This is a genomic window from Collinsella aerofaciens (assembly GCF_005845035.1).
Lineage (GTDB): Bacteria > Actinomycetota > Coriobacteriia > Coriobacteriales > Coriobacteriaceae > Collinsella > Collinsella aerofaciens_I.
Window position 1 is genome coordinate 15,761 of sequence record NZ_SPFO01000016.1, and the last position, 20,331, is coordinate 36,091.

Genomic DNA, 20,331 nt, shown 5'->3' on the forward strand with positions numbered 1-20,331 from the left:
CGCTTGGATAAACCTAGGCGCGGTGCCAGTCGGTCAGGCAGGCATCGAGGGAGGCGATGAGCGCATCCTTGTCCATGTGACGGCCGATGATGCACAGGCTCGTCATGCGGTCGCCCGTCTCGTCGTCCCAAATCTGCATGATCTCGGGGTTCTCGTCGATGATCTTCTGCTTCTCGCCCTCGGGCGCCGAATCGACAAACAGGCCGTTCTCCATCAGGCGCATCTGGTGGCCGGCCTGCTCAAACATGTAGCACATGTCCGGATCGCCGGTCTGCCACAGCGGACCCTTGACGCGGATGACCTCGTCGGGCCACTCCTGCTCAACAAAATTGGTGAACTTCTGCAGGTCAAACGGCTTGCGGCGCGAGTACACAAAGGTCTCGATGTCGTACTCGAGCACCTCGGGGTCGTCGTGCTCCTCGGGATGCTCCATGGCCTCGATCCAGGCGGCGGAGTTGTAGGCGCGCATAAAGTCGAAGCGGTCGGTGTCGAGCAGCTCCTCCATGGGGACCTCGCCGTTTTGGGCCTCGACAATCACGGCGTCCTTCTGCAGGCTGCGCACGATGGCCTTGAGCTCGGCGATCTGCTCGGGCGTCACGGTATCGGTCTTGTTGAGGATCAGCGTGGAGCAGAATTCGATCTGCTGGATGAGCAGGCTTTCGATGTCGTCCTCGTCGATATCCTCGGCCAGCAGGTCGCGACCGCCGTTGAACTCGTCGTACATGCGGGCGCAGTCGACCACGGCCACGATGTTGTCGAGCGCGAGCTTGGGCTCGCCGCCCACCTTGGCCTCGTCGCAGAAGCTCGAGATGGTGTAGGCGATGGGGATAGGCTCGCAAATGCCCGACGCCTCGATGATGATGTAGTCGAAGTTGCCCGAATCGGCGATGCCCTGCAGCTGGTTGGCGAGGTCGTCCGAAAGCGTGCAGCAGATGCAGCCGTTGGTGAGCGGGATGAGGTCGTCGGTCTCGGAAAGGCCGCCATCGGCGATGAGGCTGGCGTCGACGTTGATCTCGCCGATATCGTTGACGATCACGGCGGCGCGGATGCCGCCGTCGTTAGCGAGGATGTGGTTGAGCAGCGTGGTCTTGCCGGCACCGAGGTATCCGGTAAGCATGATGATCTTCACGGGTTTGTTGGGCATGTGCCCTCCTTTGTTAGACATGGCTTACAGTTGAATCTTATGCCAAACGCCTGCTCTTATACCCACGAGCCGGCAAATAACACAAGCTACTCCCAGGCTCCCCATACATCGGGGCAATAACCGACGGTGGCCTTCTTGCCGTTGCGCACGATGGGCTCAGCTAGAACCTGCTGGTTCTCGAGCAGCTTGTCGAAGCGCTGGCTGGGGGTGAGGTGCTGGATAAGCGCGAGCGTCTCCTCGTCCTTGGCTTTAGGGTTGAGCAGCTTGTCGATGCCGCCGACCGCCTGCATCACGCTCGTGAGCTCGCCTTTGCTCATCTCCTTTTCCTTAAGGTCAATAAACTGCACCTTAATGCGGCGCTCCTTAAAATAGCGCTGGGCCTTCTTGGTATCGAAGGATTTTTTGGTGCCGAAGATTTGGATCATATGTTCCGCCGTTCTAACGAACGGCGGTCACCTCGACGCTGCAAAGCCATCTGATGGGCAATCTGCCTTTCAATCGTCGGGCGCGGGCAAAAGCCCAGCGCCCTCCTCTTTCAAGGCACCTTGCCTCATCAGCTGGCTTTTCGCTGACATTAACGAAACATCGAGGTGACCACCGCTGGGTTTATCGAATGAAATTGGTCGTTGCGCGATCTGCCTCGGGTGCGTTGATACCGGCGGCCTGTCCTGCCTCGATACAGCGCAGGAGCCAGGCCATGTTTTTGCCGATGTTTCGCATGGTGGCAAGGCCCTCGGCATCCCCATCGGCGTCGCCGGGCACGCGGCCAAACACGTTGTTCCAGTAGGTGGAGGCAACTACGGGCATCTGGTTGATGGTGAAGTACTTGTTGAGTACATCGAACGTGGTCGACGTGCCGCCGCGGCGGGCAACGGCGACAGAGGCGCCCGGCTTGTGCGCAAAGGCCTTGCTGCCAGCATAAAACGCGCGGTCGAGGGCCGAGAGGATGCGGCCGCTGGGGTGCGCGTAATAGACGGGCGAGCCAAAGACAAAGCCGTCTGCCTGCTCGGCGGCGGCAATGAGCTCGTTGACCATGTCGTCGTCAAAGGTGCAGCGGCAATCGAGCTTGCCGCACTGACCACAGCCAATGCAGTCGCGAATGGGCTTGGCGCCCAGCTGGAACACCTCGGTATCGATACCCTCGGCATGCAATTGCTCGGCGACTTCGGCAAGCGCGCGAGCGGTGTTGCCGTTTGCCTTGGGGCTACCGTTGACTAAAAGAACCTTCATCACAAACTCCCTCTGCTGTCGATGACTTATGCAGAGGATTATCGCATGAGCGGGTGGATGGCGTGGGGCGCGATGCCGGCCCCGAGGGCCCACGGCAGGCTCGCTCACCAGGTACGTGCGGGATACGGTCCAGAGGGTGTTGGAGTGCGGGGCCTCGTGCGAGCAGATTGTAAGGGGTCTGGGCGGGTCGCCCTCGATGGCGAGCTTTGAGGTCTTGGAAGGCGGGCTGCTGCGGAGGCTATGATTTATACTAAGGCGGTTGCTATCGAGTAATTCACACTTGGTTTGATTCGATTGTGAACGCGCAGCTAGGACGGAAAGCAAAGGAAGTTCTATGGAAACAGAGGATGCTGTCTGTTTGATAACTTCGATTGCCCTGATTCTTCTTTCAATCCAATACAGAAGAGGAAGATGGCTCAGCTCAATTGCTGGATATGATGTCACAAAAAGGGAGAGCGGGATTGATATGCGCCCTTACGCAAAGTTGATTTCTTCTGTGACGTTATGGATGGGGCTGCTGTTTTTCTTGTGGGCGGTAGAGGGCTGGGTACGCGATTGGAATACCAGTGTTTTTGAAGTTTTGGTTCTACTTCTGTTCAGCTTGGCCTCTTTGTCGTTCGTGCGGCTCGTTAGGTTTGTGTTTATGAGGCGATAGCCAGCGGGAGCGGGATGGACGACAAAATGGACCAATACAGCCAATTGTCAAAAGAATTTGATAGGGTTGGCTTAACAGATTTACTCGACGGCATATCCGTGGCGGGGGATAGGTTTTATGTTGTTGAGCACTTATTTGCATCGGGTAAAGGAAACCAAGAGTATCGAAAACGGTGCCCCCGGGCCCCGGGAGGGACTGCAGGGGTGTTCGGCTAACTGTGGGTACGACCTATTTGCTCAATGTGTTCGCCTGAGATTGGAAAATAACCATCATGCGCCCCACGACGCTAGTTCAGCTTGGTGCCCGGTACTTGCGGTGCCTCTTTAAGCAACGCTTTGAGCTCGTTCAAAATGGAAACGGGCTGTCGATCGACAGCGTCCAGATGAAGCGTCGCCACACGAATGGGTGGCTGATATTCAAGCGAGCCGATGAGCACGGGAGAACCCAGGAACCGCTCGATTTCTTCTGCGATCGCGTCGGTCTCTTCGGGATCAAAGTCGTCGAAAAGCGCCACGAATGTCGGCCCCGTCGAGCGGAACAGGCGACCCTTGCCGCGCGAGCATTCCATAAGGCAGGCGGCGCTTTCGGCGAGCACGCGGTCGCCTGCATCGAATCCAAAGCGGGCATTGACCTCGGCGATATCGTCGACCTTAATGGCAATAAAGCCTGCCTCGCGCGCCACGCGACGCATTTCGCCAATGGCGTTGACCAGGGCGTGAATATCGCCCAGGCCGGTTACGGAATCAGTCGTATCTGCCAAGCTTCGGTTGATGATAATGCCCACATACATGCTGGGCTCGGTATCGGTGCCGTCCAAGCGGTAGCCCGTGCAGTCGCAAAGCGCGTATTTTCCGGTGGCATCCATCACGTGATACTGCATGTAGTGGAAGTGCCATGTGCCGTTTATCACCATGTCGAGCTCGGCGCGTACGTTGTCGCGGTCCTCGGGATGAACGCGGGCAAGCCACATGTCGACCGAGTTAAAAGGGTGCTGGGAGGGCAGGTCAAAATCGCGCACGGCGTTAACCGACCATTGCGATTCTCCCGTATCGAGATTGAGGATAAACGGATAGCGCGTCTCGGAGCTCATGGAGATCGCTTGGAACACCCGGTCGTTGCAGGGAAGCTGATCGACGATTGGGCGTTGCGGCGCGTCATCGTCTTTCGGTTGCTGTACACGATGCATAAGCTTATAGCGATACATCTTGCGATCGGCATCCATCGTCATCTGGCGACGCGTGTCGCCAGCAAGTGGATCGACGCGCGAGCAGCCAAAGCTAAAGCTGCCGATCATGGGCGCCTTGCCACCTGAGCTCGCCTCGATCAGCCTGGTACGCACCTGCTCCAAGCGCTGCTCGAGTTCAATCTCGTTTGCGGAGGGCGAGATGAGCACAAACTCGTCTCCACCGATACGGAACAGCATCTCATTGTGCTCCATGGTTTCGGAGAGCGTGCGGCAGATGCTCAGAATATAGCGATTGCCTTCGGCGTGGCCAAACCTATCATTGCAATGCTTGAGATGGTCGATGTCAATATAGGCGCAGGTGAAGGGATCGCCTTTGCGCCAGAGCTGCTCGACGTGACGGTCGAGTCCGCTGCGGTTGCCCAAGTTGGTGAGCGGGTCGATATAGGCGTTGCGCTCAAGCAGCTGGCGCTCTTGTTGCAGGATAGCATGCGTCTTCTGCAGTTGCTCACCAACGGCGCGTAGCTCAGCAGGCAGCGCGGCAACATCGAGTTCGGCGGTCGAGATGCCATTCGCAAGTCGCTGAAGATAGGCAATAATCGATTGCTCGCCCATGCGGTACGACTCGTTCATGATGGATAACCTCCTTGGGGGAACAACGGTTTGTATCATATCCCCAATTCGGTTTGAACTGGGGATATAAGTTAGCTAATGGAGACAAATGCCCCCTTCGGCGGTGGCGTTTTGCGCGCGAGCGTATCAGTTGTTATTGCTACCATCGAGCAATGCCTCAAAATCCTTCGCCGGCATGGGGCGGTAGTAGAGGAAACCCTGAGCGTAGCGGGCGCCCATGTGGCGTAGCATGTTCGCCTGCTCATCTGTCTCGACGCCTTCGATTACAATGGGCAGATGGAGCGACTGCGCCATCTCGAGCATCGATGACACGATCTGCGCGCTGCGGCCTTGATCGCGGTCGGTGGGCACAAACGTGCGGTCGAGCTTGATGACGTCGACGTTGACGTTCTTGAGCATCGCGAGCGTGGACTGGCCGGTGCCAAAATCGTCCATGTAGGTCGAGAAGCCGCGGGTGTGCAGATCTGCGGTCAGCTTATCCACGGCCTCGGACTCTCCCGTATAAGCCGTCTCGGTGATCTCGATGCGCATGAGCTCGGGCGGCAGGTTGTATTGGGCGGCGAGCGATCCCATATGCTCGGCAACGTCGCAGGCAAGAATGTCCACGCGAGACACATTAAGCGAGACCGGAACCACGCGAAGACCGCGATCGAGACGCTCGCGAAGCCATATGGCGACACCCTGCCAAATGTACTTGTCGAGCGTCACCACAAAGCCGCTTTCCTCGAGTGCGGGGATAAACGTTGCGGGCGAAATGAGAGAGCCGTCCTTGTCAATCCAGCGCGTAAGTGCCTCGGCGCCAGTGATCTCGCCGGTTTCCATATCGACCTGGGGCTGCAGGTAGTACGTGATGCGGCCATTTGAGAGCGCGTACTGGAACTCGGTCAGCGTGCGGTGGAACGCAATCTCGTGTTCATATTCTTCGGGGCGGAAAATAGCAATGCGCTCCTTGAAGTCGTTTTTGGCGCGTCGATTGGTAAACATGGCCTTTGCCTGCGCATCGATGGTGATCTCCTCATTGGAGTCGATGGGGTAAATGCCCATGGACGGCCAAAAACCTACGCCGTCATCATGCCTGGCTACTGCCTCGCGAACGCGGTTGTAGATTTGATGGACGGTGATGTGCTTAAAGGGGATGAGTACGCAAAAGTCATCTTGGCCCCAGTACCCTGCGACGCCCATGTCGGCATTCTCGATGTCCTTGAGGACCGTGCCCACATCGGCAAGCAGGCGGTCGCCTTCGGCCTGTCCATACCATTCGTTAAACAGGCGCATGTGGCCCATGTCGACTGTGGCGATGCACCAGGCGCCGTCGCGTCTTGCCTCGAGAAAAGCGTTGGCGCGCCGCATAAACTCGCTGGGTCGATAGAGACCCGTGAGCGAGTCGATACGTTCGGCTATGGCGCTTTTGCGCTCCGCCTCGGGTATGGGGAGGCTGTCGTTGGGAACAAGCCCGCCGGCCGTGCGAAGGCGACGGTTGAGTTCGCCTAAAACGGCGGTCGCTTGATGGGTTAAGTGCTCGTAAAAGGCCGGGACGACAAGGCAGACGGGAGTAATGGTGTCGCCTGCGATTCGAACAGGAGCGAAAACGGCCTCTTTAAGGTGGCGGGTCAGTTGCTCGAATGCCTCGTGGTCTAGGTCGTTGCTGAGCACGACGAACTGAACGCTTCGTGAACGGTAGACCCGGCTCCTGCCGCGAGTGATCGACAGCATACGGCCTGCGTATTCGGCAAGCATGTTGTCGACGGCCTCGGCCCCGTAGAGCTCGTTGAGCGTTGTCGTGCCACGAACGCGCACCGCTATAAGCCCTGTCTCGCAACGATCGCGGCGGCAGGCGTCGATGGCGTTGGCCAGCATGCGCTGCGTTCCGAGGCCTGTGGCGGCGTCGACGGTTTCGGCAAGTGGGTGGTTGACGAGCTCGCCGACATAGAGCGAGGGGACATTTCCGTCGCCGTCGATACGAAACCCGCGAGCACGGCAAAGGACGTAGTCGCCGACGGCGTTGCGCACACGATACTGCATGACGCGACGGTGTTTGGTGCCGTTGTAGACTTGGTCGATGTCGTTGATGCAGGCCTCAAGGTCGTCGGGATGGACGCGCGTTTTCCAGTAATCGCGACAGTTGTCTATGTGCTCCGAGGGAAGGCCAAGATCGCGCAAGGCACCTTGTGACCAAAGGGTGCGATGTTTGTCCAAGTTCTCGATAAAGAAATATCGGCCCTCATTGAGCATCGAAAAGGCGTCAAAAATTCGATCGCTTATTTCGAAGTCGTCGGCGTGAACTTGCGTGATATTGCGTCGATCGAGGTGCATGGCATGACGTAGCTTGTAGTCGTACATGCGATGGTCGGCATCGAGCGTCATGCGATTGGAAGCTTCGCCCAGGGCGGGGTCGGCATGTGACACTCCGTAGCTAAACGAGTGGGGCATCTCGGAATCGTTGTTTTTGAGCAGAACCGTTCGGCAGTGTTTCAGACGTTCGGCGAGGTCGTCCTCGGTTGCAATCGTAGATAGGATGGCAAACTCGTCGCCGCCTATGCGAAACGCCGCTTCGCCCACCTTCATATACAGATTAAGATAGAGACTTACCTGCAAGATATAGCGGTTGCCCTCGTCATGTCCAAAGACGTCGTTGCAGTGCTTGAGATTGTCGATATCGATGAACGCCATGGTAACGGGGGCGTCCTGCTCCCAGAGCTCCTCGAGGGAACGGGCAAAGCCGCCACGGTTGCCAAGCCCGGTAAGCTGGTCGGTAAAGGCGGTCCTGATCAGATCCTCCTGCCGCTCGAGAAGGTCGCGGACGGTCTTTTCGAGCGTTTCGGTGTAATTGCTGACAGTTTCCATGTTCTAAGTGGCTTTCTGAGGTCGGGGCGGATTGCGTCGGGCGAGCTCGTTGTGTACACGCGTCGTTGCTCAGCGCTTTGCATGTATCCAGGCCCCCGCCTTGCCGCGTTGTTGAGTTAATTTGCCGGCTAATGTTCGCTGTTGATAACAGCTGAGTAGTGTAAACAATAGTGCACAATTATATATGGGTGCACATGCTGTGGGCGGCTATTGTTCGACAAGCGGTAGCGCGACGATGCGATGTTTGATAAAAATGCGACTGGGACGATATATGTTGACGGGTATACTTGTCCCGTTTGAATTTGTGGGGACGGAGATGGTCGCATGGCACAGTCAAATACGACGCGCACGGTGGGGCTGGCACTCGAGGGAGGCGGCTACCGCGGTATGTATACGGCGGGCGTGCTCGACGTTTGGATGGAGCACGGCTTAACTTGCGACCATATGGTGGGTGTCTCGGCGGGCGCGGCGTTTGGCTACAACTTTAAATCGCGCCAGATCGGCCGCGCCATTCGCTATAACAAGGCCTATTGTGCCGATAAGCGCTATGCGGGTGTAGCAAGCTGGCTGCGGACCGGCGATATGTTCAATGCCGATTTTGCCTATCACGAGGTGCCCATCGAGCGCGATCCCATCGATTTGGAGACATATCGCGCCTGCCCCATGCGGTTTACGTGCGTGTGTACCGATATCGAGACGGGCAAGGCTGTCTATCACGATCTGCCGTATGGCGACGAGCGCGATATCGAGTGGATCCGGGCGTCGTCGGCAATTCCCGTGGCGACGCGTCCCGTTGCTATTGACGGGCATAAGTATCTGGATGGTGGCGTGGCTGATTCTATTCCCAGCGCATGGCTGTTTGCGCAGGGGTATGACCGCAATATCGTGGTACTCACGCAGCCAGCGGGCTTTGTGAAGCAGCCCAACAGCGTGATGCCCATGCTGCGACGCGTGTTCCGTCACTATCCGGAGTTTGTCGCAGCGCTTGAGCATCGGCATGAGGTCTACAATACCACGCTCGATGACCTGGCACGTCGCGAGGCTGCCGGCGAGATCTTTGTGGTGCGGCCGAGCGAATCGGTGAAGGTGCCGTCGCTGTGTCGCGAGCCCGATGAACTTGAACGCATCTACCAGATTGGTCGCCGCGATGCGGAGGCGACCTTGCCGGCACTGGAGGCATATCTGGCAGAGTAGGGCAAACTGCCGCGTGCTCAGCGGAAAGCGCATCCCAGAATGGACGTCCAAACTGGGATGCGCTTTCCATTGCTGAAGTTATGGGGCCGCGGAGCAACTGCTCGGCTTATGCCTATGCCTGCTGCCAGGTGTCTACGAGCTCCTTGGCCGCGGCGTAGGGGTCATCGGCGCTGCAGACGGCACTCACCACAAAGAAGCCGTCGACGCCGGTAGCCTTGAGCTGCGGAAGGTCGGCCGTCTTGACGCCGCCGCCCACCACGATGGGCACGGGGCTTGCCGCATGGAGCGCGGCCAGGTCCTCAAAGCTCTTGGTGATGATAGAGCCGTCGGCCGCGCGTCCGCAGTCGCGCTTGGTCTCGGTCTCGTGGAGTGGGCCGATGCCAAGGTAGTCGACCAAACTCATATCGGCGGTCTTGACGTACTCGAGCATCTCCTCGCAACGGGCCGAAAGGCCCACGATGGCGTCGGGGCCCAGCAACTTGCGACAGACCTCGACGGGAATATCGCTTTGGCCCACGTGCACACCGTCGACAGCAATGCCCTGCTCGCGCGCGGCGAGTACGCAGTCCAGGCGGTCGTCAATCAGCAAAGCGACCTGACCGGTCTTGCCGGCCTGTGCGATTGCCTGCGCGGCGTCGCCGGTCAGCGCAATGATCTCGCGGGCGCTTGCCACCTTGGAGCGCACCTGGATGCAGGTAAAGCCGGCGTCGAGTGCCTGGGCCACCACATCGCCCACGGGGCGCCCGAGCGTGTTTTCGGGGCCGAGCACCAGATAGGCCGAGATATCAAGGTTGTCGCGGATACTCATCGTGTTTCCTCCTGCTTTTTGATCTGAGCTTCCATGCGCTCGAGCTTGCCGGTCATGGTGTCGGTAAATCCGGGTCGAATATCGGCTTTGAGCACGACTTCGGTGCGGATGCCCTTGCTCGCCAACACAAAGGTTGCGTCGCGCACGACCTGCATGACCTCGTCCCAGTCGCCCTCGATCTCGGTGAACATCGAGGTGGTGCGGTTGGGAAGGCCGCTCTCGCGAATGACGCGCACGACCTCGGCGACCTCGGCGGACAGCTCATCGCCGGTGCCGCACGGGGCGATGGCCACGGCGACGAGCGTATTCATGCCGGCATCGGTTGCGGGCTCGGACATGGCCTATGCCTCCTCGAGGTCGAGCTGGTTGTTGGCGATGTCCTGGGCGGTTGCGCGGTAGAGCTCGTCGATAAAGGCGACCTTAAAGCTTGCCGGGGCGTCGGCGACAGCGGCGGCACGCGAGCCGGCAACGTTGTAGACGGCGGTGCCGCAGACGGCGGCCGTAAACGGGTCGGCAGCGCAGGCGTACACAGCCAGCACACCGCCTTGCGAGCAGCCGCAACCGGTGATCTTGGACATGAGCGGGCTGCCGCCGTGGGACTTGGCCACGGTCATGCCGTCGGTGATCAGGTCGACTTCGCCCGAGACCACAACGGCGCCGCCGGTGTAGCGGGCGAGCGCCACGGCGGCATCGCGGGCGGCGTCGACCGTGTCGGTGGTATCGACACCGCGCACGCGGCTCAGATCGGCCGCCTCGCCCTCAAGACCCCACAGGCCGGCGAGCGCGATGATCTCGGAGGCGTTGCCGCGCACGATGGCGGGCTTGTACTGCTTAAGCTCGTTTACCAACTGGGTGCGCAGACTGCCGATGCCCAGACCCACCGGATCGAGCACCCAGGGCTTGCCGGCGTCGTGTGCCGCCTTGGCCGCGCGGGGAATCGTCTGCTCGTAGATGGGGAAGAGCGTGCCCATATTGAGATAGATGGCGCCGCCGCCGGCAACGAGCGCCTCGCCCTCGTCGGGAAGATAGACCATGGCGGCCGATCCACCCACAGCGAGCTGCGCGTTGGCGACAAAGTCGATCGTCACCGTGTTGGTGATGGAGCCGGCCATCGGATTGGTGGTGCGAATCTCCTCCACGGCCTTGACCATATGTTGCTTAAGCTGTTCCGAATCAATCACTGCACATGCCTCCTTGGCATAGAAAAGGGGCGCTGTGCATAGACAGCGCCCCTGTAAAGGCGGCATGCTCCCTACGCCAGCATTAACTGACAGGTTCAAAGGATTGGGCCCCATGCCCTCTCAGCCTTGTGGTTTGCACCGCCGGCACTCCCGCATCGAATCTGTTGTTCCCTATACTAGCGCACCGTTACAATGGTTGCGGTGAAAATGACTGGGGGACTCTATGATCAAACTTGTGCTGACCGATATGGACGATACACTGATTCCAGCCGGGCATGACGGCGCCAGCGACTACGCCATTGAGGGTATTCATGCCATGCAGGCGGCGGGTTTGCACTTTGGGCCGGTTTCGGGTCGTCAGCCGTCCGCGATGGGCTGGATGTTCAAAAACCGTTCCGGGTGTTATTCGACCGGTGCGTTCTGTAACGGCCAGGTGATGTTTGTTGACGGCGAAGTAGTCGCCTCGCGCGCAATCGACAACGATGCTCTGATGCGTTTGGCCGACTATCTGGAGCAAGAGACCGACGATACATTTCTAAAAGTCTACAGCCTGGGCGATGACTTTTGGGGCAACGATGCCCATTGTGTGACGAGTGACCCCGAGCGCGTTCGTCGCGCCATGGAGTCGGGCGGCAACGCGTGGCTCAAAGGCGAAGAGGCCCCATGTCGTCCCGTCGTCGATGGCGCGCCGGTGTTTAAGGCGAATATCTGGAGTGCCCGTTCGCGTGAGGAGCTCGCGGAGCTACGTGAGCGCGTTGCCGCTGAGGTGCCGGAACTCTCGCTTGTGTTTCCCAACAACCGAGTGCGCCTGTTCGACATCCTTCCGGCTGGTTGGGACAAGGGCTGCGCTGCGCTGGAGCTGGCGCGCGCTTTGGGCCTGACGCCCGACGAGGTGGCCGTATTCGGCGATTCCGATAACGATTTGCCCATGATCGATGCCGTTCCTAACTCCGTTGCAGTCGCCAATGCCAACGAGGCCGTCACGGCTGCCGCACGCTGGCATATTGGCGCTGCGGCAGATGATGCGGTTGCCGGGGCTCTGCATCAGATTGCCGCCTGCGCCGCGACGGGGGAGATGCCGTCGTTTATGCGCCTGCCGGGTACTGCCGACGCGAATCTCACGAACAGCTAAGGAGACAGTCATGAAGCTCCAGCAGCTCAGATATGTCGTCAAAGTTGCCGAATGCGGCAGCATTACCGAGGCCTCGCGCCGTCTCTTTGTGTCGCAGCCTTCGATTACCGCGTCGATTCGCGATCTCGAAAACGAGATGGGTGTGCACATCTTTGAGCGCACCAACAAGGGCGTCATTGTGTCCGAGGAAGGCGAGACCTTCTTGGGCTATGCGCGCCAGGTACTCGACCAGGCCGACCTGCTCGAGGGCAAGTACAAGGGCGCATCCGAGCAGGTGCCGCACTTTAGTGTGAGCTGCCAGCATTATTCCTTTGCCGTCAACGCGTTTGTCGACGTGATCCGCGAGTTCGATGCCGCGCGTTACGACTTCACCCTGCGCGAGGAGCAGACTCACGAGATTATCGAGGATGTCGCGCATATGAAAAGCGAACTGGGCATCCTGTACTTATCCGAGCATAACCGCGAGGTCATCGAGCGCATGCTGGTGGCCAACGAGCTCGTGTTCGAAGGACTCTTCTGCGCCACGCCGCATGTCTTCGTCTGCGCCGACCATCCGCTGGCGGACCGCTCCAGCGTGACGCTCGAGGATCTGGAAGACTACCCGTTCCTGTCCTACGAGCAGGGCAGCTACAACTCGTTTTACTATTCCGAGGAGCTGACCTCGACGTTCGAGCGTCGCAAAAATATCCGCGTGCGCGACCGTGCGACGTTGTTCAATTTGGCCATGGGCCTCAACGGCTACACGGTATGCTCGGGCGTGATCAGCCATGAACTTAACGGCCCCGGTATTATCTCGATTCCGCTCGATGTGGACGAATACATGGAGATTGGCATCATCACGCGCAAGAACACGACGCTCACGCGCTACGGTCGGGCCTATATCGACGCGATTCGTCAGCATATCTAGGCTGCTGTGCTCCGCACAGTTCAAGTCTCTTTATGGCAGTCCAGACTGATATAGGAAGCATCTATATCAAACTGTTATAAACGTATATTTTACGATGGTCATATGAGCGCTCATACTCTGTCCCAGTAGAGCATCCAATGCAAAGGGAGATATCTATGAGCACTTCGATTCATCCGAACGCGCCGTTTCGCGCCGATATCGTCGGCAGTTTTCTTCGTCCGCAGGCTGTAAAGGAGGCCCGTGCCGCCTATGTCGCGGGTAAACTCGACGCTTCCGGCCTTAAGGCCGTCGAGGACGATGCTATTCGCGATTTGGTGGCCAAGCAGAAGGCCGCCGGCCTGCGGGTGATCACCGATGGCGAGTTCCGCCGCAGCTACTGGCACCTCGATTTTATGTGGGGCCTTAACGGCATTGAGCGCCGCACCTCACGCACGGGTTATATGTTCCATGACGAGGAGACGACGGCCGACACCGCCGTGGTAACCGGTCTCATTAGCGGCGAGAACCACCCGTTCGTCGAGCATTTTAAGTTCGTCAAGGCGCTGGAGGAGGAGGGCCAGGTCGCACGCCAGACCATTCCGGCGCCGATCCAGACGTTCTCTGAGGTCACGCTCGATCGCTGCGACGGCCAGCAGGAGAGCCTGCGCGCTGTCTATAAGACCGATGAGGAACTTGCCGACGCTATTGCAGACGCTTATCGCACGGTGATCGCCGACCTGTACGCAGCAGGATGCCGCAACATCCAGTTTGATGACTGCACCTGGGGCATCTACTGCGATACCGATTTTGTCGCCAAAACCGGCATGAGCCCGGTCGACCTGCAAAAGGTAAGCGAGCTGGGCGTGGCGCTCAACAACGCCGCCATCGAGGGCAAGCCCGACGATCTGGTTATCAACACGCACGTGTGCCGCGGCAACTACCACTCCACCTACGCTTTTGAAGGCGGCTACGATCCCATCGCACCGTACCTGTTCGCACATGAGAATGTCGATGCGTTCTATCTGGAGTTCGACACGCCGCGCGCCGGCGGCTTTGAGCCGCTGAAGTACGTCGCTCCCGGCAAGAAGGTCGTGCTGGGCTTGGTAACCACCAAGGCGGCAGAGCTCGAGAACGAGGATGTTATCGTCGAGCGCATCCGCGAAGCCGCAAAGTACGTGCCGCTCGAGAATCTGTACCTGTCGCCCCAGTGCGGCTTTGCCAGCTGCGAGATTGGCAACAAGCTGACCGAGGACGAGCAGTGGGCAAAGATCGCGCTGGTCAAGCGCATTGCCGAGCGCGTTTGGGAGTAACGCTACCGTTTGCAGGTGGCGGCGCGTGCGAGGCATTGCGTATCGCGTACAATGGTTCGGATCGTATCGTTCGGGCAGGTAATCCGCTATGCTCGAGCGCCCTTCCATTTTGAAAGGACTCTCATGTCCCAGTCCTCGACGCCCGCCGCCAGCGATGCCATCTACGACGCATCGTCGCTCGGCCGCCCGCGCATGTTTTTGCTCGGTCTGCAGCACCTGTTTGCCATGTTTGGCGCCACCGTGCTGGTGCCCGTGCTCACCGGTCTCTCGGTTTCGGCAACGCTTTTGTTTGCCGGTTTGGGCACGCTGCTGTTCCACTTCCTGTCGCGCGGTAAGGTGCCGGCATTTTTGGGCTCATCGTTTGCCTTTATTGCCGGTTATGCCGCAATCGCGCCCAACGGCGAGACCGAGCTTTTGCCCTACGCTTGTCTGGGCGTTGCTTGCGCCGGCCTGCTTTATCCGGTGCTTGCGGCGCTCTTCCGCGCCTTTGGCGCCAAGCGTGTCATGCGTTTCTTCCCGCCGGTGGTGACTGGCCCCATCGTCATTTCGATCGGTCTGATCCTGGCGAGCTCCGCTATTGCTAACTGCCAGACCAACTGGCTTGTGGCTGTCATTGGCGTTGCCGTTATCGTCATCTGCAACATCTGGGGCCGTGGCATGGTCAAGATCGTGCCGATTTTGCTGGGCGTTGTGGTGAGCTATGCCGTTGCGGCTGCGCTCGGCGAGGTTGATTTCTCGGGCGTTGCCGCCGCTCCGTGGGTCGGTCTGCCCATCGTGTGGGACAACACCGTGTTTGCACTCTTTGGGCCGCAGTTCGATAACGGTCTTGCCACGACGGCCATCATCACCATCATGCCGCTGGCCTTCGCGACCATGATCGAGCATATCGGCGATATCTCTGCTATCGGTTCGACTTGCGAGCGCAACTACATTGCCGATCCCGGTCTGCATCGCACGCTGCTCGGCGACGGCCTTGCCACGATTCTGGCTTCGCTCTTTGGCGCTCCGGCCAACACTACGTATGGCGAGAACACCGGCGTGCTCGCCCTGACGCGCGTGTTCGACCCGCGCGTAATTCGAATTGCCGCGTGTTGCGCCATCGTGCTTTCGTTCTGCCCCAAGTTCGCCGCAGTCATCGCCGCCATGCCGGCATGCGTTATCGGCGGTGTGTCGCTCGTGCTCTACGGCATGATCAGCGCTGTGGGCGTCCGCAACCTCATCGAGAACCAGGTCGATTTCCAGAACAACCGCAACGTGCTGGTTGCCGCGCTGGTGCTCGTGCTTTCGCTCGGCATCGCGTACAGCACCGCCGGCGCCATCGTGTTGGAGCTGGGCGGCGTGACCATTTCGCTGTCCGGCATTGCCGTGGGCTCACTGGTGGGCATCGTGCTCAACGCCATCCTGCCGGGTAACGACTTTGAGTTTGATGTCTCCGAGCTTGAGGAGGCTGCTGAGTAGCAGCTGCGTTCAGCTAAAACAAGATATGGTGCCCATGCGTATATGCGTGTGGGCACCATTTTTAATGCGTCAGTATCCAGTGGATGCCGCGGGCCATGCGTAAGTCGGTTTGGGCAAAGTGATTGCCGGGGTTGAGCTCCAGCGTTGTTGGAATGCTGCGCTCGACGAGCAACGCTTCCATCGCGCGTGTGTCGTCGAGTACATGCCGCATCATGCGGTTGGGCGTCTTGGTTTCCTTTTTGCCGAGTGACAGGTAGACGGCTTGCGGGCTGCCGGCAAAAGGGGCCGTGCTGGCACGGTCGACAAAGTCGGGAAACCATAGCGACCCCGATGCGCTCGCGGCGCGGTCAAAGGCGTCGGTTTGCCAGAGGGACCAGAGTGCGAAGAGGCCCGCGAGCGAGTAGCCGGCAATGCCGCGCCAGGTGGGCGGCTGAGGAAGCGACGACTCGACCTGGGGGATTATCTGATTCAGCAGCTCATCAAGAAAATCGGCAGCTTGGCCGCCGAAAGGCTCGGCATCGCGTACGGTCCCGTCGCATGCCCAGGGGCTCAGCTCGCGATTCCAATCGAGCCCGCCAATGGTGACGAGGGCGAATGGCGGACAGTCGAGCTCTCGGCAACACTTATAAACCTCGCTGCCGTCGCCCACGACCACAGGAAGGTAGATGACAGGCGCGCTTTCCGTATGATTCGAATAAACGGTTATCTGCTTTTGATGCGCTTCCATGACGGGCTTCTCTCAGTGTTGTGATATCGGCAGCCCCAATTGTCGCACGCCAGCGTATGCCGGTTGGGCTAGACCAAAGACAATCTCGTGCATCCCCTGCGGACGCATATGGAAAACGCCACCGCCGGAGGGGAGCTCGGCGGTGGCGTTGTTAAACGGTGCTGGGGTTCGGGGCCTTCGCGGGAGCTGCCATGTGCGCAGAGGCGTCTAAGAACGCTTACGGCTCGCCATGGTGCCTGCGGCGATAGCGGCTGTTCCCGCAAGGACGGTTGCCACGATGGCCGCACCCGAGGTGTCGCCGGTTGCCGCGAGCACGCCGGTAGTCTTGGCTTTCGTGGTTGAAGCCGCAACGGCCTTGGTCGGCTTTGAGCCCTCAGGCTTGGGGTTCTGCTTGGACTCCGCGGGCTTGCTTTCTGCGGGCTTGGTCTCGTCGGGCTTGGGGTCTTCCGGCTTGGCTACCTCGGGAGGTGCGATGGTCGTACTTTTGGCGACTGCTTTGATATAGAGGGAGTCGACCGTGGCGTCGCCCGTGCCGATGGCTTGGCCTGCCTCGTAGATGCCGTCACGGAGCTTGCGATAGTCAATGACCTTGCCGCCTTCGGGCGTCTGGATGGCGGCGTTCTCAATCTTGATGGTGCCGATTGTCTTGCCGTCAGCGCTCATGGCACGGGCAAAGATTGCCGCTGTATCTCCTTCGGCCGTTACCTTGCTGCGGATGATCGAGATGACTGCGGGTGTGACGCCCTCGCTGGTCTGGGCGATGATGCCGATGTTCTCGCCTTGGGGTTCGCGCCTCGTCTCGCCATCTTGGTTTTCGCTGTAGGGGATGGGGCCGTCGCCGTTCTCGACATAGCGGGCTATGGCCTTGACAACGGAGTCGCTGATGTAGATGTGGCCGCCCTTCTCGTTGGGTCGATCGTTTCTGGTGGAGAATGCAGCCGAAACCTCGCCTTCCGCAAACGCGTCCACGGTGGAGCCGTTCTTGACGACGATGTCGTCCTGGTAGGTGAAGAGGGCGTTGGCGCCACCGTATCTGCCTTTACTTGCACGGACCGTCACGTTTGCATGATCGAGGGTGATGCCCTTGTGGGCATAGACGCCATATTCAACACCGTTTACGTTGAGGGAGGCGTTTGTGGCTGCGAGGCTGCCCTTGGCCTCGACGGCAGCGTCTTCCTCGGAGCTTGCCTTGACCTGGCTGCCGTCCGAGATGTTGATATTGTCGCCGCTCCAAAGGGCCTCACCATCGGCTGAGCTTGCCTCGACCGTCCCGCCACCCTTGATGGTGAGGTTCTTGTCGGCTCCAATACCCTTGTCCTTGGTAGCCCTGGCGGTGACGGCTCCGCTGTCGTCAATCGTGATATTGCCGTTTGCCCTGATGCCATCCGATGCACCCGTGGCGTTGACGTTGCCCGAACCTTTGATAGCGAGATCACCTCCGGCATTGATGGCATCAAACCCAGTGCTCGTGGCGTTGACGGATCCGGCTCCGTCGATGTTGATATTACCCGTGGTGAGGATAGCGTCCTCAGTAGATGTCACGCTGAGCGTGCCGCCCTCGTCGCCTTGGATATTGAGCTCGGCATTCTCGTTAGTGCCATGAGAAACGTTGATGCTTTCGATCCATTCGGCAGTGACGATGTTGGTTCCCGAGTAATTCACGTTGAGCTTGCCTGCGGCCTGGATCTCGCCGCCGTTATAGTTGTTGAGCTTCAAGTCGTCGGCGCCGTCCCACGACCAGGTACCGGCCTCGTCGCTCGCCGCGGTGTTGTACTTGTTGCCGCCGACCTTGACCCATTCCGCTGCGAGCGAGACGCTCGGCATGAGCAGCGAGCTCACCGTGAGCGCGCAGGCCAGGCCGCAGACGATGCGGCGCGTCACGCGGCGCCAGCTGCCGTGCGCGAGTCCTATGCGACGGCGAACGTCGGGTTCGGCAACATGGGTTCCGGCGGTAGTGTCATTGCGTTTGGGGGTCGTGAACAAGGCTGCCATGGTTGCTCCCGTTCTCATAGGGCCTATACGACTAGATTCAGCGTATCTGCTGGATGTTGCCGGCGGTAGTGCCGTTTGGAGGGCAAAATGGCCAAAATGGGGGAGAAATAGGCCGCACGCCGGCGCAGGGACCGGCGCTAAAAGAAAAGCGCGGGGCCGCATGGCGACTCCGCGCTTTATTGTTCAGCTTTTGCAGCCTTGCCCTTACGCTACGAAGAAGTAGACGAGGAAGGCAAGGGCCGCGATCCACCCGTCCCGTGCGAAAAAGTGTTTACGAGCGCTTGCGGCTCACCACGGCGCCCGCGGCGATGGCGGCTGTTCCCGCAAGGGCGGCTGCCACGATGGCTGCGCTCGAGGCGTCGCCGGTTGCTGCGAGTTTGCCGGCGATCTTGGCTCCCGTGGCTGCAACTGCAACGGTCTTGGTCGTCTTCGTGCCCTCGGACTTGGAACCCTCGGGCTTGGTCTCGCCTGGCTTCTCCTCGGGTTTGATCTCCTCGGGAGGCGCGATGACCGTGCTCTTGGCGACAGCTTCGTTATAGGGGGAGTCGATCACAGCGTCGCCCGTGCCGATGGTTTGACCCACCACGTAGAAGATGCCGTCATCGAGTTCTTCCTTGTTGCGATAGCCAATGATCTTGCCGCCTGTGGGCGTCTGTATGGGAGCGCCTTCGATCTCGATGGTGCCGATTGTCTCGCCGTCCGCGCTCACGGCAAGGGCGAAGATTGCCGCCGTGTCTCCCTCAGCTGTGATCTTACTGCGGACAATCGAGATGGTCGCGGGCGTGATGCCCTCCTTGGTCCGGGCAAAGATGCCGATGTTCATGCCCCTATGCTCGGGAATGACCGCGCCACTTTGGTCGTTGCTGTAGTGATCGGGGCCGTCGCTACCGGACTCGACATAGCGGGCTATAGCCTTGACAACGGAGTCACTAATGTAGATGTGACCACCCGCTTCGTTGGGGTAGTAGTTTCTGGTGAAGATTGCGGTCGAGAACTGGCCTTCTGCGAACGCATCCACGATCGAGCCGTTCTTGATGACGATGTCGTCCTCGTCGGTGAAGAGGGCGCTGGCTTCATCGTTCCCTGCACTTGCACGGACCGTTACGGTTGCGCCATCGAACGTGATGCCCTTGTAGACATAGATGCCATACCCAACGCCACTTGCGTTGAGGGAAGCGTTCGTGACCGTGAGGCTGTTTTTACCGTCGATGGTGGCGTCTTCCTCGGAGCTTGCCTTGACCTGGCTGCCACCCGAGATCTCGATGTTGCCGTCGGCCCAAATCGCATTGTCTTTGATAGAGCTTGCCTCTACCTTGCCGCCGCCCTTTATGATGAGGTTCTCGTTAGCATCGATACCCTGATCCTCGGTGGCCTTGGCGGTGACGGTTCCGCTGTTGTCGATCGTGATGTTGCCGTCGGCCCTGATGCCATCCGAATCGCCCGTGGCGTTAACGTTTCCCGAGCCCTTGATGGTGACATCGCCCCCGGCATCGATGGCATCGTGCTCGGTGCTCGTGGCGTTGACAGTGCCAGCGCCGTCGATGTTGATGCTGCCGACGGAAGTGATGGCGTCACGAGAAGATGTCACGTTGAGCGTGCTGGACGCGTCGCCCTGAATATTAAGCTCGGCGTTCTCGTTCGCGCCATCCTTAACCTTGATGCCGCGGCCGTCGCCGTTAGTGACGATGTTGTCGCCCTCGTAGCTCACGTTGAGCTTGCCCGCTGCCTCGATCGCGCCGCCGTTATAGCCGTTGAGCTTCATGTCATCGGCGCCGTCCCAGCTCCAGGTGCCGGCGGCGTCTCCCGCGGGCCCCGCGGCCGCTTCGTGGCGGACGCCGCCGACGTCCACCCACTCGGCCGCGAGCGAGACGCTCGGCATGAGCAGCGAGCTCACCGTGAGCGCGCAGGCCAGGCCGCAGACGATGCGGCGCGTCACGCGGCGCCAGCTGCCGTG

Annotated in this window: 17 protein-coding genes and 1 riboswitch; of the genes, 6 read left to right on the forward strand and 11 right to left on the reverse strand. The window is 59.6% G+C overall.

From position 1 onward, the window contains the following. Window positions 1–13 precede the first annotated feature (13 nt). From FGQ67_RS07665 to FGQ67_RS07675, 3 genes are all read right to left on the reverse strand, one after another. Window positions 14–1,144, reverse strand: a complete 1,131-nt coding sequence (locus FGQ67_RS07665) for a GTP-binding protein (RefSeq protein WP_138341106.1) — start codon at window positions 1,142–1,144, stop codon at window positions 14–16. A gap of 86 nt (window positions 1,145–1,230) precedes the next feature. Beyond that, complete coding sequence (locus tag FGQ67_RS07670; RefSeq protein WP_138341108.1) at window positions 1,231–1,569, reverse strand: arsenate reductase family protein; 339 nt, start codon at window positions 1,567–1,569, stop codon at window positions 1,231–1,233. Window positions 1,570–1,750: 181 nt separating this feature from the next. Beyond that, window positions 1,751–2,374 (reverse strand): flavodoxin family protein, encoded by a 624-nt coding sequence (locus FGQ67_RS07675; RefSeq protein ID WP_138341110.1) that lies wholly within the window; start codon window positions 2,372–2,374, stop codon window positions 1,751–1,753. A gap of 334 nt (window positions 2,375–2,708) precedes the next feature. On the opposite strand from FGQ67_RS07675, the gene FGQ67_RS07680 reads away from it, so the two are divergent. After that, window positions 2,709–3,029, forward strand: a complete 321-nt coding sequence (locus FGQ67_RS07680; protein ID WP_138341112.1) for a hypothetical protein — start codon at window positions 2,709–2,711, stop codon at window positions 3,027–3,029. Window positions 3,030–3,315: 286 nt separating this feature from the next. Here FGQ67_RS07680 and FGQ67_RS07685 read toward each other — a convergent pair whose 3' ends face one another. Continuing rightward, window positions 3,316–4,845 carry a diguanylate cyclase domain-containing protein gene (locus FGQ67_RS07685; protein ID WP_171025257.1) on the reverse strand — a complete coding sequence of 510 codons (1,530 nt, stop codon included), beginning with the start codon at window positions 4,843–4,845 and terminating at the stop codon, window positions 3,316–3,318. Window positions 4,846–4,971: 126 nt separating this feature from the next. Continuing rightward, window positions 4,972–7,689 (reverse strand): bifunctional diguanylate cyclase/phosphodiesterase, encoded by a 2,718-nt coding sequence (locus FGQ67_RS07690; RefSeq protein WP_138341116.1) that lies wholly within the window; start codon window positions 7,687–7,689, stop codon window positions 4,972–4,974. Window positions 7,690–8,013: 324 nt separating this feature from the next. Here FGQ67_RS07690 and FGQ67_RS07695 point away from each other — a divergent pair, with 324 nt between their 5' ends. Further along, window positions 8,014–8,883 (forward strand): patatin-like phospholipase family protein, encoded by an 870-nt coding sequence (locus tag FGQ67_RS07695; protein WP_171025258.1) that lies wholly within the window; start codon window positions 8,014–8,016, stop codon window positions 8,881–8,883. 112 nt (window positions 8,884–8,995) lie between these two features. On the opposite strand, the gene FGQ67_RS07700 is transcribed toward FGQ67_RS07695, so the two are convergent. From FGQ67_RS07700 to thiM, 3 genes are read right to left on the reverse strand one after another with little or no spacing between them, the layout of a single operon-like run. Continuing rightward, the gene (locus tag FGQ67_RS07700; protein ID WP_006234517.1) at window positions 8,996–9,691 is read right to left on the reverse strand and encodes a thiamine phosphate synthase; all 696 of its coding nucleotides are present in this window, start codon (window positions 9,689–9,691) and stop codon (window positions 8,996–8,998) included. Then, complete coding sequence (locus tag FGQ67_RS07705; RefSeq protein ID WP_233504607.1) at window positions 9,688–10,029, reverse strand: thiamine-binding protein; 342 nt, start codon at window positions 10,027–10,029, stop codon at window positions 9,688–9,690. The genes FGQ67_RS07700 and FGQ67_RS07705 overlap by 4 nt, the downstream gene beginning before the upstream one ends. 3 nt (window positions 10,030–10,032) lie before the next feature. Then, entirely contained in the window at window positions 10,033–10,872 is an 840-nt protein-coding gene (gene thiM, locus FGQ67_RS07710) for a hydroxyethylthiazole kinase (RefSeq protein WP_117769838.1), read from the reverse strand. A 51-nt stretch (window positions 10,873–10,923) separates the two neighbouring features. Further along, window positions 10,924–11,034, reverse strand: a riboswitch (TPP riboswitch). A 61-nt stretch (window positions 11,035–11,095) separates the two neighbouring features. Between thiM and FGQ67_RS07715 the strand changes: the two genes are divergently transcribed. From FGQ67_RS07715 to FGQ67_RS07730, 4 genes are all read left to right on the forward strand, one after another. Then, window positions 11,096–12,004, forward strand: coding sequence for an HAD-IIB family hydrolase (locus tag FGQ67_RS07715; protein ID WP_138341118.1), 909 nt, complete (start codon window positions 11,096–11,098; stop codon window positions 12,002–12,004). A 10-nt stretch (window positions 12,005–12,014) separates the two neighbouring features. Next, window positions 12,015–12,911 carry a LysR family transcriptional regulator gene (locus FGQ67_RS07720; RefSeq protein ID WP_055286633.1) on the forward strand — a complete coding sequence of 299 codons (897 nt, stop codon included), beginning with the start codon at window positions 12,015–12,017 and terminating at the stop codon, window positions 12,909–12,911. Between the two features lie 155 nt (window positions 12,912–13,066). Then, window positions 13,067–14,200, forward strand: coding sequence for a 5-methyltetrahydropteroyltriglutamate--homocysteine S-methyltransferase (locus FGQ67_RS07725; protein ID WP_249934426.1), 1,134 nt, complete (start codon window positions 13,067–13,069; stop codon window positions 14,198–14,200). Window positions 14,201–14,323: 123 nt separating this feature from the next. Further along, window positions 14,324–15,658, forward strand: coding sequence for a uracil-xanthine permease family protein (locus FGQ67_RS07730; protein ID WP_138111850.1), 1,335 nt, complete (start codon window positions 14,324–14,326; stop codon window positions 15,656–15,658). Window positions 15,659–15,719: 61 nt separating this feature from the next. On the opposite strand, the gene FGQ67_RS07735 is transcribed toward FGQ67_RS07730, so the two are convergent. The 3 genes from FGQ67_RS07735 to FGQ67_RS07745 all read right to left on the reverse strand — a co-directional run. After that, window positions 15,720–16,385 carry an alpha/beta hydrolase gene (locus tag FGQ67_RS07735; RefSeq protein ID WP_138341122.1) on the reverse strand — a complete coding sequence of 222 codons (666 nt, stop codon included), beginning with the start codon at window positions 16,383–16,385 and terminating at the stop codon, window positions 15,720–15,722. A 207-nt stretch (window positions 16,386–16,592) separates the two neighbouring features. Beyond that, on the reverse strand, window positions 16,593–18,377 hold the full coding sequence (locus tag FGQ67_RS07740) for a carbohydrate-binding domain-containing protein (protein ID WP_161115311.1): 1,785 nt from the start codon (window positions 18,375–18,377) through the stop codon (window positions 16,593–16,595). Between the two features lie 271 nt (window positions 18,378–18,648). Then, window positions 18,649–20,331, reverse strand: a 1,683-nt coding sequence (locus FGQ67_RS07745; protein WP_171025259.1) for a carbohydrate-binding domain-containing protein, incomplete at its 5' end; no start/stop codon positions are given.

Excerpts from the sequence above, each read along its gene's own strand:
- FGQ67_RS07680 (WP_138341112.1), top strand. The coding sequence starts at position 2,709 with ATGGAAACAGAGGATGCTGTCTGTTTGATAACTTCGATTGCCCTGATT.
- FGQ67_RS07705 (WP_233504607.1), bottom strand. The coding sequence starts at position 10,029 with ATGTCCGAGCCCGCAACCGATGCCGGCATGAATACGCTCGTCGCCGTG.
- FGQ67_RS07695 (WP_171025258.1), top strand. The coding sequence starts at position 8,014 with ATGGCACAGTCAAATACGACGCGCACGGTGGGGCTGGCACTCGAGGGA.
- FGQ67_RS07715 (WP_138341118.1), top strand. The coding sequence starts at position 11,096 with ATGATCAAACTTGTGCTGACCGATATGGACGATACACTGATTCCAGCC.
- FGQ67_RS07730 (WP_138111850.1), top strand. The coding sequence starts at position 14,324 with ATGTCCCAGTCCTCGACGCCCGCCGCCAGCGATGCCATCTACGACGCA.
- FGQ67_RS07700 (WP_006234517.1), bottom strand. The coding sequence starts at position 9,691 with ATGAGTATCCGCGACAACCTTGATATCTCGGCCTATCTGGTGCTCGGC.
- FGQ67_RS07685 (WP_171025257.1), bottom strand. The coding sequence starts at position 4,845 with ATGAACGAGTCGTACCGCATGGGCGAGCAATCGATTATTGCCTATCTT.
- FGQ67_RS07665 (WP_138341106.1), bottom strand. The coding sequence starts at position 1,144 with ATGCCCAACAAACCCGTGAAGATCATCATGCTTACCGGATACCTCGGT.
- FGQ67_RS07735 (WP_138341122.1), bottom strand. The coding sequence starts at position 16,385 with ATGGAAGCGCATCAAAAGCAGATAACCGTTTATTCGAATCATACGGAA.
- FGQ67_RS07725 (WP_249934426.1), top strand. The coding sequence starts at position 13,067 with ATGAGCACTTCGATTCATCCGAACGCGCCGTTTCGCGCCGATATCGTC.
- FGQ67_RS07675 (WP_138341110.1), bottom strand. The coding sequence starts at position 2,374 with ATGAAGGTTCTTTTAGTCAACGGTAGCCCCAAGGCAAACGGCAACACC.
- FGQ67_RS07740 (WP_161115311.1), bottom strand. The coding sequence starts at position 18,377 with ATGGCAGCCTTGTTCACGACCCCCAAACGCAATGACACTACCGCCGGA.
- FGQ67_RS07690 (WP_138341116.1), bottom strand. The coding sequence starts at position 7,689 with ATGGAAACTGTCAGCAATTACACCGAAACGCTCGAAAAGACCGTCCGC.
- FGQ67_RS07720 (WP_055286633.1), top strand. The coding sequence starts at position 12,015 with ATGAAGCTCCAGCAGCTCAGATATGTCGTCAAAGTTGCCGAATGCGGC.
- FGQ67_RS07670 (WP_138341108.1), bottom strand. The coding sequence starts at position 1,569 with ATGATCCAAATCTTCGGCACCAAAAAATCCTTCGATACCAAGAAGGCC.